At 68.2% G+C, this 11544-nt stretch carries 10 protein-coding genes; 4 read left to right on the plus strand and 6 right to left on the minus strand.

The features are described 5' to 3' along the window. Window positions 1-27: 27 nt before the first annotated feature. From EYR15_RS02650 to EYR15_RS02670, 5 genes are all read right to left on the minus strand, one after another. The gene (locus EYR15_RS02650; RefSeq protein WP_131001310.1) at window positions 28-3420 is read right to left on the minus strand and encodes a tetratricopeptide repeat protein; all 3393 of its coding nucleotides are present in this window, start codon (window positions 3418-3420) and stop codon (window positions 28-30) included. A gap of 94 nt (window positions 3421-3514) precedes the next feature. Next, a complete protein-coding gene (locus EYR15_RS02655) occupies window positions 3515-4261 on the minus strand; it encodes a MotE family protein (protein WP_131001311.1) in 747 nt (248 codons plus the stop codon). Next, on the minus strand, window positions 4258-4782 hold the full coding sequence (locus EYR15_RS02660; protein ID WP_131001312.1) for a DUF6468 domain-containing protein: 525 nt from the start codon (window positions 4780-4782) through the stop codon (window positions 4258-4260). Before EYR15_RS02660 ends, EYR15_RS02655 begins: the two co-directional genes overlap by 4 nt. Next, entirely contained in the window at window positions 4782-5885 is a 1104-nt protein-coding gene (fliM, locus tag EYR15_RS02665) for a flagellar motor switch protein FliM (RefSeq protein WP_382238358.1), read from the minus strand. The genes EYR15_RS02660 and fliM overlap by 1 nt, the downstream gene beginning before the upstream one ends. A gap of 78 nt (window positions 5886-5963) precedes the next feature. Then, window positions 5964-6542 (minus strand): flagellar basal body-associated FliL family protein, encoded by a 579-nt coding sequence (locus EYR15_RS02670; protein ID WP_245498109.1) that lies wholly within the window; start codon window positions 6540-6542, stop codon window positions 5964-5966. A 277-nt stretch (window positions 6543-6819) separates the two neighbouring features. Here EYR15_RS02670 and flgF point away from each other — a divergent pair, with 277 nt between their 5' ends. The 4 genes from flgF to flgH are packed head-to-tail and all read left to right on the plus strand — an operon-like array spanning window position 6820 to window position 10104. Beyond that, window positions 6820-7566 (plus strand): flagellar basal-body rod protein FlgF, encoded by a 747-nt coding sequence (flgF, locus tag EYR15_RS02675; protein WP_131001314.1) that lies wholly within the window; start codon window positions 6820-6822, stop codon window positions 7564-7566. Window positions 7567-7593: 27 nt separating this feature from the next. Then, window positions 7594-8382 (plus strand): flagellar basal-body rod protein FlgG, encoded by a 789-nt coding sequence (gene flgG / locus EYR15_RS02680; RefSeq protein ID WP_131001315.1) that lies wholly within the window; start codon window positions 7594-7596, stop codon window positions 8380-8382. Between the two features lie 5 nt (window positions 8383-8387). Further along, a complete protein-coding gene (gene flgA, locus EYR15_RS02685; protein ID WP_131001316.1) occupies window positions 8388-9332 on the plus strand; it encodes a flagellar basal body P-ring formation chaperone FlgA in 945 nt (314 codons plus the stop codon). A gap of 19 nt (window positions 9333-9351) precedes the next feature. Continuing rightward, window positions 9352-10104, plus strand: a complete 753-nt coding sequence (flgH, locus tag EYR15_RS02690) for a flagellar basal body L-ring protein FlgH (protein ID WP_131001317.1) — start codon at window positions 9352-9354, stop codon at window positions 10102-10104. 158 nt (window positions 10105-10262) lie between these two features. On the opposite strand, the gene EYR15_RS02695 is transcribed toward flgH, so the two are convergent. Beyond that, window positions 10263-11447 carry a PQQ-dependent sugar dehydrogenase gene (locus EYR15_RS02695; protein WP_131001318.1) on the minus strand — a complete coding sequence of 395 codons (1185 nt, stop codon included), beginning with the start codon at window positions 11445-11447 and terminating at the stop codon, window positions 10263-10265. Window positions 11448-11544: the final 97 nt, after the last annotated feature.

Consider the following 11544-nt stretch of genomic DNA (forward strand, 5'->3'; position numbering starts at 1 on the left):
ACCAGCGCCGACCGCTGCCGGAAACGCTCAGGCCTTGGTCGGCGTCGCCGAGGCGGTCTTGTCGGATGGCAGGTCTTCGGCGGAGCGCGCTTTGTATTCGCGCATGAAGGCGTCGAAGGTTGAGCTGGTCGCGATCGACCGCGCGATCTCGCGGAACGCGTCGCCGCGCATCTCGACCGGCGCCGTGACCACGTCGAAGCTCTGCGCTTCCGGGCTGTTCGTCATCTTCGACGCGAACTTGTTGCGAAGCCTGTCCACGCCCATCGCGTCGCCAGCGAGCGACAACGCGATCGCCGCGCGCATCACCTGCGTCCGCTGGTCGGAGTCGAGCGGCGCCGGATCCTTCCACGCGGCGCCGAGCAGGCGCTCGAGCGCTTCGCCCGCGTCCGCCCAGCGTCGGGCCGTCCACAGCATGTCGGCGGCGAGGCGGGCCCCTTGCGCGCCCTCGATGCCTTCCGCCATCTCGAGCGCAAGGTCGGTGCGCCCCGACATGGCCAAAGCGCGGGCTTCGAGCACAAGGCGCGTATTCGCAAGCGAAGCCGGCAGATCGGCCTGCCGCGTCCGCCGCAGCACGTCCACGGCCTTGGCCGGTTTGTTGTTCATGAGGTCGATCAGGGCCGCCCGCGCGGCGACCTGCGCTCGCGCGGCGCCCGACAGCCGGTTGTCGATCTGGTAGTCGAGCAGGGCCGAGGCTTGATCCAGCAGATCGACGTCGACCAGCTTGTCGGCCAGCTTGCGGACGAGTTCGTCGCCGCGCTTGCCGCTCGGGCTCAGCTCCTGGAAGTCGTAGAACAGCGAGAGCGCGTCGAGCTTGGAGATACGATCGAGCCCGCCGCCGAGGAACAGGTTCACGAACCTGTCCTGCATCCTGTCCTGAAGCGCGCGCGAGTTCTCCGTGTCGGGGAAGGCTGAGACCGCCGTCCTCAACGTCGTGAAGGCGTCGCGCCAGCGCTCGACGTCGCCGTAGAGGTCGACGAGCTGCGCCAGCGCCTCGGCTTCGATCCAGTCGCCGCGCCAGCCGGTGACCAACTGGTCGAGACGCTCGATGGCGGCGTCCGGCTTGATCTTGCCTGACTTGAGCCCAAGCTCGACCGACCGCAGCTCGGCTTCCGCCGCGATCTCCGGATCAGGGCCCTTGACCAGCGCGTCATAGGCCGTGAGCGCTTTGTCGACTTCTCCGACCGCCTCGTAGACGCGGGCGCGCATGATCTCGCGACCGCCGATCCCGCGCAGCGTCGGCAGCACTTCCAGGCGCTCGAATTGCGTCACCGCCTGCGCGCGATCACCGGCGTCGAGCGCGAGCGAAACCGCGAGTTCGATGAAGCGAGATTGCAGACGCCCGGGAAGCTGCGGCAAAGCTGACCCCCCCGACCTGAGCGCGTCGCGCGCCGGTCCCACGCGGCCGAGATCGGCGAGCGCGGCCGCGCGCCAGAGCGCCGCCTCAGAGCTTGCAGCGAGGTCCGGCTTCGAAAGGAGCGCCAGCGCCTCCGTCGAGCGGCCGAGCTGGACGTCGGAGGCCGCCAACAGGATCGAGGCGCGGGGATCGCGGGCGGCGGCCTTGTCGTCCTCGATCGTGGCCTCGACAACCGCCTTGGCGTCGGCCGGTCGTGCGCGCAACTGATAGAAGCGCGCGAGGTTCAGACGGGCGTCGGTGCGCTGTTCGGTCGGCGCCATCGCGGCGAGCTCGATCAGGGCGTTCTCACGCGCATTGAACGGCTTCGCCGCTTCGTCGGCCGCAAGCGCTCCATTGAGGATCGGCGCGGTGGCCGGAAGGCCGGGCGTCCCGGCTCCCGCGTTCGGGTCGAGCATCGACAGCGCGAGGCTGGAGTCGCGGCGGACGATGATGCGGTCGAGGTCGCCATTGACGTGGAGATCGTCCGCGATCGGGCTGATCGCGACGCCTTGCCCCGTCGCAAGGACAGAGAATTCAACGAATTGCTGCGGCCGCACCACGCCGCGCGCGGGGCCGGCGAGCGTCGCGATCGAAAGCGCGTCGCCGATCTCGGGATCGCGGATCTGCCGGATCGTGCCGAGACCCTGCGCTTCGATCTCGATCGCCGAACGGCCGTTCGCGCCGAAAGCCGGCTTGACCGCAAGCGGGCTGCTGCGGCTCACCATGTCGTCGCCGAGAGAGATCACCCAGTTCGAGCCGTCGAGCGAGACCGTGAGCAGGCGCGGATCCGACAGCGTCAGCCGGACGAGCCGGCCGCTGTCGAGCCCCGATTGGCTCGCGGCCGTGACGAGCCCGCCCGATCCCTTGACGATCGCGTCGAGCCCGAGCTCTTCCGGCTGGTCGAACACGGCCCACAGCGTCTTGTTCCGCCGGAAGATCGCGGCGGGCGTCGGCTGCGAGAACGGGAACACCAGCCGCAGCGTATCGCCGTCCTTCACGACCGAAGCGATACCGGGCATCGACGGCGCAGGCTTCGCCGTCGGCGCCGGCTTGGCCGCGGGCTGGGCCGGCGCCGTTTCGGCGACCTTTGCAGCCGGGGCTGCGGCAGGCTGCGCGACAGGCGCGGCCTTTTCTGCAGGAGCCGCAGCGGCGGGCGCGGGCGCCGGCTTCACGTTCGGCGCGGCGGCCGGTTTCGCAGGCTGCTCGTCATGGGGCGCAGCGTGGTCGTCGGCCGCGACCGCCTTGCGTTCTCCCCTGTCGATGTCGAGGACGTAGGCGCCCTGCTCGCGGAAACCCCGAACGCCGACTTTCGCCGGAGCGGGAATCATGACGACCAGCGCTTCATTCGTACGCGCGGTCTCGATGTCGGCCACGCTGTCCGGCAGAGTCGACCGGGCGCGGGCGACATCAAAGGCCAGGTTAGCGCCGAAGGTCACCGCCACCTTGTCGCCGATGCGCTTGAAGCCGACGTCGACGTCGTCGTCGACCTTGAAGGAAAGGCGGGAGAAAGTCGGCTGCTCGGCGCCGGTGACGTCGAGCGCGATCTTGGGCCGCATACGGCGGAGCTCCTCCTCCGCCTTCAAAACGCGCGCTTCGCGGGCCTCGCGGCCGAGCGCGGTCACGACGTCCTTCGGCAGCGGCGGCGGGGTGCCCGTCCAGTTCGACGGCAGAAGATCCAGAAAGAGCTTGTCTCCGGCCTCATTGACGCTGAGGCGCGCGGGTTTCGTCAGCGCCACGCGCAGACCCCGTCCGTCCGGGTCGCGCCGGATGACGTTGACGAAACCGCCGAGGCCGCTGGAGAGCGGAGCGAAGTCGGCCTTCACCGGATCGGAGAACGACAGGATGAGCACGTTGTTCGCGAGCTTGGCGTCGTAGCCCGGCAGCCGATCGAAGGAGAGCACGATCCGGCCATAGCCCTCCGGAGCTATCGCCGCCGTCACGGTGGCGTCGGCCGCGCGCGCGGGCGCGCTGGCTGCAATCGCCAGACCGACCCACGCGATGACCGCAAGCAGCCTACCCGACGACAAGCCGGTTCCTCCGGAAGCGCGGCCTGTCGCCGCTCAACCGGGACCTTAATCGTCAAGGCGTTGGCAAGCCGTTACCACCGCGGGAAGTCGACGCTTATTGCGAGGCTGGACGGCCGCCGATCTTGGGCAGTTCGCTCGCCGCAAGCTCCGCCGGCGGCGGACCGACGTCGCGACGGGCCAGGGACACGGTGAGCCGCTGGGCCGCTTCTGGCGCCATCGCGCCGAGAATGTCGGAGAGCTTCGAGGGCTTCATCATCGCAGCCACCTCGAGCAGGACGCGCGGGTCGAGCTTCTCGAAGATCGCGGCGGCCTGCTTGACCTTCATGGCCTCGTACATGGTGACGAGGTCCTTGTAGCGGGCCTGCTCTTCGTCGGTCCGCTTCTTGTCCTCGCTCGCGATCGTCTCCTCGATGCGCTTCAGCTCCTGGAGACGGTCCTCGAGCCGCTTTTCAGCCGCCTTCAAAAGATTCTCGCGCAGGTCGATTTCAGCGGAGCGGCTGTCGAGCTGCTCGCGCCTTTTGGAAAGCGCCTCGACGAGCGCCGGCTGCGCCGAGGCCGGCTCGGTGAGCAGGCCCTGGGAGGGAGGGCTCGCGGTCGGCGGGTTCTCCACCCGCTCGGTCGAAACTTTGCGGACGCCGTTCTCCGGCGCAGCTGAGGGCTTAGTCTCCTCCCGACTGGCTTCAGCGGGCGCAGGCGCCGCGGGCTTCGCGTCCTCTGAGGCGTGCGCGGGCGGCACGAACAGGATGCTCGAATGGGTCGCGAGCCCGACGAGCTTGAGCGCGAGCAAAGCCCCGGCGGCGGTCATCATGGCCGGCATGAGGCGGATGCGCATGAGGTTCACGCCGCGCTCCCAAGGCTGAGCGCGCGAATGCGCGTCGAAAACATCTCGGCTGCGGCGGCTGTCGCAAGCGAGGGGCTGATGGCGCGGATCGCCTCGGCGCGCTCGGCGGCGGCGCGGGCCTCCTTGCGAGCCTCCTCACGCTCGACCTCGAGCTTTTCAACCTCGACGCGCTCGGACAGGCGATGGGTGTGATCGCGGGCGGCCTTGGCGATGCGGGTGATGCGCTCGATCACCTCCTCGCCCGCGCCGAGCTGCCCCGCCATTTCGAGGCTGAGCGCCTGGGCGCGGCCGAGGCGTTCCGACAGCGTCTCCTCGCAGGCGCCCACGGTCGCCCGGAGCGCGATGATCGAACGCTCCGCCGCGTGGGTCGCCGCGACCAGCTCGCCGATCGTCTGGCGCATGGCGCCCTCGTCGGCGCGCAGGCGCTTCAGCCGACGGTCGAGCACGGCGCAATAGACGATCGTGGCCGACAGCAGGAGCGCGACCATCCCTTCGATCGCAAAACCGAGAATCCCGTCCATCACGACGCCTCCGTGCGAAGTTCCGCCGACGCTTCGAAGACCGCGAGCGTGGTTCGGGATCGTCTCAGCGGCCGCGCGACCTGGATCGCCACGTTCTCGCCCGCGCGGCCCATGCGCGCCTCCGTCAGAACCTGGTCGCCGCAGCGGAGCTCGACGAGATGGTCCGGCTTGATGTCGAGCATCAGCGTGTCGCCGACGTCGAGGTTCATGATGGTCTTGAGCGGCAGCTTCTTCTCGTAGAGCACGGCGGCGACCTCGGCCTTGGCGGCCCAGATCTCGGTCGCGAGATGGCCCTCCCAGGTCGTGTCGCGGCCGAACTTCTCGCCCATGAACATCTGCAGCAGGATGTCGCGAATGGGCTCTAGGGTCGCGTAGGGGATCAGGATCTCGATCGCGCCGCCGCGCTCCTCCATGTCGACGCGCAGCGTGACGAGGATCGCGGCGTTGGCGGGACGGGTGATCGCTGCGAAACGCGGGTTCGTCTCCAACCGGTCGAGCGAGAAGTCGACCGGGCTCACCGGACGGAAGGCGTGCTCGGCGTCGGTCAGCACCACCTCGATCATGCGCTGGACGAGGCTGGTCTCGATGGTGGTGTACGGCCTGCCCTCGACCTTCATCTTGGTCACGCCGCGGCGCCCGCCGAGCAGCACGTCGATGATCGAGTAGATCAAAGCGCTGTCGACGGTCATCAGGCCGAAACCGTCCCATTGTTCAGCCTTGAAGACCGAGAGGATCGCCGGCAGCGGGATCGCGTTGAGATAGTCGCCGAAGCGCACTGAGCGCATGCTGTCGAGCGAGACCTCCACGTTGTCGGAGGTGAAGGTGCGCAAGCTCGTCGTGAGCAGCCGGACCAGCCGGTCGAACACGATCTCGAGCATCGGCAGGCGCTCGTAGGAGACGAGCGCCGAGTTGATGATCGCGCGTATGCCGGAGCTGTCGGTGAGACCGAGCTCCTGCGGGTTGAAGCCCAGCAGGGTGTCGATCTCATCCTGGTTCAGGATGCGATCGGGCGACTTCTGGTCGCCGCTGACCGTCTTCGGGTCGTCGAGCATGGCGGCCCAGCCGCCGGCGGGGGCGCCGACCTCCCCCACCTGCTCGGTCATCGCCGCTTCCCATTCAGCGGCGAGATCGTCGTCGGTTGTCGCGTTTTCTCCGGCCATGGATCGAGCTCCTTCGACCGCTTACTGGATCACGATGTCCCTGAAGAGCACGGCGGCGACCTTTGCCGGCGCGACGGCGGTGTTCACCCGCCGCAGCAGCTCTTCCTTCAGCCGATAGGCGCCGGAGGAGCCGCGGATATCTTCGGGGCGAAGCTCCCGGAGATGCGTCTGGAAGCTGTCCAGCACGCGCGGCATCATCGGCTTGATGATCGCGGCCATCTCAGGCTTGTCGACCTCGAGCGAGATGTTCAGGCGGACGTAACGCGGCTTCTGGCTGTCGGCCGTCGCCAGGTTCACGGTCATTTCGGGCAGATCGACAAAGGCGGCGCCGGCTTCCGCCGCGCCATGCTCGTCGCCTCCCGCCTTGGCCTCGCCGTGGCCGCCTTCTTCGCCGTGCTCGGCGGCGGCGGCTTCCGCGTGATCGCCCCCCTTGCCGCCGAACATCATGAAGCCGCCGGCGCCGCCGAGGAGCAGCACGAGCGCCGCCGCGCCGCCGATGATGATCAGCTTCTTTTTCTTCGATTTCACGGCTGCAGCCGGAACGCCGTCTTCGGTATTCGCCATGTCGCTCGCGTCCGCGACGCAAGCGCCGCGCTCCATGTCCGCCGATCCTCGCCGGCATGGTTAACGGATAGGTCGCAAAGCTTAACGAAACCTTGAGATCGCCCCCGCCCCGGCAAAACCTGCCGGGCAGATTGCGCCGCCCGACCGGCTGCCGCCCATCGACAACGCGGCCCCGATCGCCGGCGGCCCCCTCATCTTCGAGCGTTTTTCGCGTCTGGCACGCCGGCTGCACATTGAACGGCGGACAGGGCGGCCGTCGGGGAGGATGGCAGTCAGGTTCTTATCGCTGGAACTGAACCCTCGGGAGCGTGTGGTGGAAAACGCCTCTCTGGTCGGGTTGTCGCGACAGGTCGTCCTGCAGCGCGAACTCGACGTGATTTCAAACAATGTCGCGAACATGAACACTGCCGGCTTTAAGGCCGAGCAGATGTCGTTCGAGGAGTTCGTGTCGCCGAAGGCGCGCGACAACAACTTTGCGCGACGCGACCGGCCGCTGTCCTTTGTCGAGGATCGCGCGACCTGGCACGATTTCTCCGGCGGCGTCGTGCAGACGACCGGATCGGACACGGACGTCGCGATCGACGGCGAAGGCTTCTTCGTCGTCGAGGCCGCGGGCGGCCAGCGCTACACCCGCAACGGAGCGTTCCAGATCAACGCGCGGGGCGAACTCGTGACGAACGAGGGCGCTCGGGTGATGTCGACCTCCGGTCCGATCCAGCTCGGCCCGACCGAGACCGGGCTCTCGATCTCAAAGGACGGCACGATCGCGACCAGCGAGGGCATTCGCGGACGCCTAAAGGTCGCTCTCTTTGACAATCTGCAAGCCATGACAAAGGCCGGCGGCAGCCTGTTCTCGACCGACGCTCAGCCGACCGACGCGACGACCAAGACTACCCGGCTCATCCAGGGCGCGGTCGAAAAGTCGAACGTCCGTCCAGTCGTGGAGATGAGCCGCCTCGTCGAGGTGACCCGCTCCTACTCCACCGTCTCCGCCATGCTCGACAAGCAGGACGACATACGTCGGACCGCGATCGAGCGCCTCGCCGACGTCCCGGCCTGACCCGTCGAGCCTGAAGGATCATAAGCGATGCGCGCTCTCTACACGGCTTCGACGGGCATGGCCGCCCAGGAAGCCAACGTTGAAATCATCTCGAACAACATCGCGAACATGCGCACGTCTGGCTTCAAGAGAAGCCGGGCGGAGTTCCAGGACCTGCTCTACCAGTCGATGCGAAGGGTCGGGTCGGCGACGTCGGACTCCGGAACAGTGCTGCCCACCGGCGTCGACATCGGCTCCGGCGTCAAGCTGGTCGCCACGCCCCGCGTGATGAGCCAGGGCACGGTGACGTCCACCGAGAAGCCCTATGATATGGCGATCAAGGGCGACGGCTTCTTCCAGATCGATCTGCCAGACGGCACGACCGCCTATACCCGGGACGGCTCCTTCGAGCTCGACCCGAACGGCCAGCTTGTGACGGCAGAGGGTTACACCGTCCAGCCCGGCATCACCGTTCCGAGCAACGCTACGGCGGTGACGATCAGCGCTACCGGCCTCGTCGAGGCGACGCTGCCGGGGCAAACCGCCGCTCAGCAGCTTGGCCAGATCCAGCTCGCGCGCTTTATCAACACCGCCGGCCTCGAAGCCAAAGGCGACAATCTTTTCCTAGAGACTCCGGCGAGCGGCACGCCGCTGCAGGACGTGCCCGGCGGGGAAGGCTTCGGCACGGTGCTGCAATCCTACCTCGAGCAATCGAACGTCAACGCCGTCACCGAGATCTCGGATCTGATCGCGGCGCAGCGAGCCTACGAGATGAACTCGAAGGTGGTGTCGTCCGCCGACCAGATGCTGCAGTCCACCTCCTCGATGCTGCGGTGAGGACGATGAGAAGCCTCCTCGCCTCGGCGGCCCTGATCACGCTGCTCGGCACGCCCGCGCTCGCAGCGCCGACGCTACGGCCGCAAGCGCTGGTCTCGAGCGAACTCGTGACCGTCGGCGACCTAGTCGACGGCGCCGGCGCCCTCGCTTCCAAGCCGCTGTTCCGGTCGCCCGATCTCGGCGAGAGCGGCACGGTGCCGGCGACCGACATCGTCGCCGCCGCAGCCGCCGTCGGCCTCAGCGGGATCGACGTTCAGGGCGTGTCGGAAGTGTCGGTGACGCGTCCGAGCCGCGAGGCTTCGCTTGAAGACCTCGCGGTGGCCGTCGCCGTGCGAGCTGGCAAAACCTATGGCGTCGATCCCCGCTCGATCGAGGTGGATCTCGGCGCCGGCGCGCAGCCGCTGCGTTTTGCGGCCGACGCCATGGGCGAACTCGAGATCACGAGCTTCACCGCCGATCCTCGGACCGGGCGCTTCGACGCCACCTTCGACGTCGCGGGCCGCCGCAGTGGCCCCGGTCCGATGCGGCTGTCCGGCACGGCGCTCGAGACGGTCGAGGCCGCCGTTCCCGTCCGCCCGCTCGCGCGCGGCGACATCATCGGCGCGTCCGACGTCCGCGTCGTTCGCCGTCCGAGAGCAGCCGCCGAGAACGCCGTTGCGATGGCCGACGCCATCGGCATGGCGGCGCGCCGCGCTCTCCGTCAAGGCGAGCCGATGCAGGCTGACGACCTGATCCGCCCGCAGCACGTCACGCGCGGATCCTTCGTCACGCTGATCTACGCCAATGACGGCGTAACGCTTTCACTGAAGGCCAAGGCGCTCGGCGCCGGCGCCGCGGGCGACCTCGTCCCTGTCCAGAACATCCAGTCAAAACGCGTCGTGACCGGCGTGGTGACGGGGCCCTCCGAGGTCACCGTCACCGGTCCCGCGACCGCGATCGCCCGCCGCTGAGGCCGAGGAGCGAAGAGCCATGTCCCACCGTCTGATCGCCCGCCTCGCCTGCGCCGTTGCCCTTTCGGGCGGCCTCGCCGGGTGCAACACCGCCGACCGGCTCGCCTCGATCGGCAAGGAGCCCGCGCTTTCCCGCATTGAGAACCCGACCGCGCAGCCCGGCTACAAGCCCGTGCAGATGCCGATGCCGGACGCGGTGCCGGTGTCGTACCAGCCGAACTCGCTGTGGCGGTCCGGCGCCCGCGGCTTCTTCAAGGACCCGCGCGCCAAGCAGGTCGGCGACCTGCTGACCGTCATGGTCAAGATTACCGACAAGGCTGAGATCGAAAACACCACCAAGCGCACGCGCACCAATTCGGAAGAGGCGGGCGTCAAGAACTTCCTGGGCTTCGAGACCAAGGCTGCGAAGGTGCTCCCGAAGGCCTTCGATCCCTCGAACCTCGCCAACGCGACGTCGGCGTCCTCGAGCGAAGGCGCTGGCTCGGTCGACCGCAAGGAGACCCTGACGACCAATGTCGCCGCCGTCGTTACTCAGGTTCTGCCGAACGGCGCCCTTGTGATCGAGGGCAAGCAGGAGATCCGCGTAAACTTCGAAATCCGCGAGCTGATCGTCGCTGGCGTCGTGCGCACCGAGGACATCGACGCCGACAACACGATTGCGAGCGAGAAGATCGCCCAGGCGCGAATCGCCTATGGCGGCCGCGGCCAGATCACCGACGTGCAGCAGCCCCGCTACGGCCAGCAGGTGATGGACGTCCTTCTGCCGTTCTGATTTTCGAGCTTGCGGGAGGAGCAGACGGCCGGGCCCAGCCTGAACGCTCTCCCGCTTGGTCCGGATTCGGCGTCCACCCGCCGATATCCGGACGCCCAGGCGGCCGCCGGCTCCCCCCGGCGGCCGCTGACGCTTTAGGTCCCGATCAGCCGGGGACCTCAGCTCCGGTTCGACTTCGCCGGCTTCAGCTTCAGCACGCGGCCCTCGTCGCTGTCGGTGACGAGATAGATCAGCCCGTCGGGACCCTGCCGCACGTCGCGGATGCGCTCGGCGAGATCTTCGAGCAGACGCTCCTCCTTGACGACCTTGCCGTCAGAAAGCTCGAGCCTGTTGAGGCTGGGGATCGCGAGGCCGCCAGTGAACAGGCTCCCCTTCCAGCCGGGATAGACGTCGCCGACATAGAACAGCAGACCGGATGGCCCGATAGACGGGTCCCAGTAATGCACCGGCTGCTCCATGCCGGCCTTTTCGGTCCCCTCGCCGATCGGCGCGCCGGAATATTCGCGCCCATAGGCGATCACCGGCCAGCCGTAATTTTTGCCTGCTTCAGGATGGTTCAGCTCGTCGCCGCCCCGAGCGCCGTGCTCGACGGTCCAGAGCTGGCCCGTCGCCGGCTCGATCGCCGCGCCCTGCAGATTGCGGTGGCCGTACGACCAGATCTCTGGCTTGGCGTCGGCGCGCCCCTCAAACGGACTGCCCGCGGCGGCCTTCCCGTCGCGGTCGAGGCGCACGACCTTGCCGAGCGTCTCGTCGAGAGCCTGCGCCTTGACGCGGAACTGATCGAGCGCGCGCTCGCCGGTCGTCACGAACATCGTCCCATCCGGCGCGAAGGCGATGCGGGATCCGAAGTGATAGGTGGAGGCGTATTTCGGCGTCTGGCGCCAGATGACCGAGACGTCCTCCAGCCGGGCCGCGTTCTCGGCGAGCCGGCCGCGGCCGAGCGCCGTGCCGTTGACGCCGCCTTCGCCTGCTTCCGCAAAGGTGAAATAGACAAGCCGCGTCGAGGCGAAATCGGGCGCGACCGCGACGTCGAACAACCCGCCCTGCCCGCGCGCGTCGACCTTTGGCAGACCGGCCACCGGCGCGGACAGCTTGCCGTCCGGCGCGACGAGGCGCAGACGCCCGGCCTTCTCCGTCACCAGCATCCGGCCATCCGGCATGAAGGCCAGGCTCCAAGGCCGCTCCAGCCCCTCTGCGACGGTTTCGACCGTAAAGGCCTGCTTCTCGGACTGGATCGGTCCCGCCTTCTTCGACTGCGCGAAGGCGGTCGCCGCGCCGCCGGCGGCGAGGAGCCCGGCGACGAGCGCGATGACCGGTCGTCCGAAGCGCGTGAGGCGCGTCATGTCGTGTCCTTGGATGTACGGCTTGCCCGCCATGTAACGCGCCGTCCGCCGCCTTCAAATCACGCGGGCGTCAGCTTCGGCCTGCGCGAGAGCGCTT

It is taken from the genome of Hansschlegelia quercus (genome assembly GCF_004310425.1).
Classification (GTDB): Bacteria; Pseudomonadota; Alphaproteobacteria; order Rhizobiales; family Methylopilaceae; genus Methylopila; species Methylopila quercus.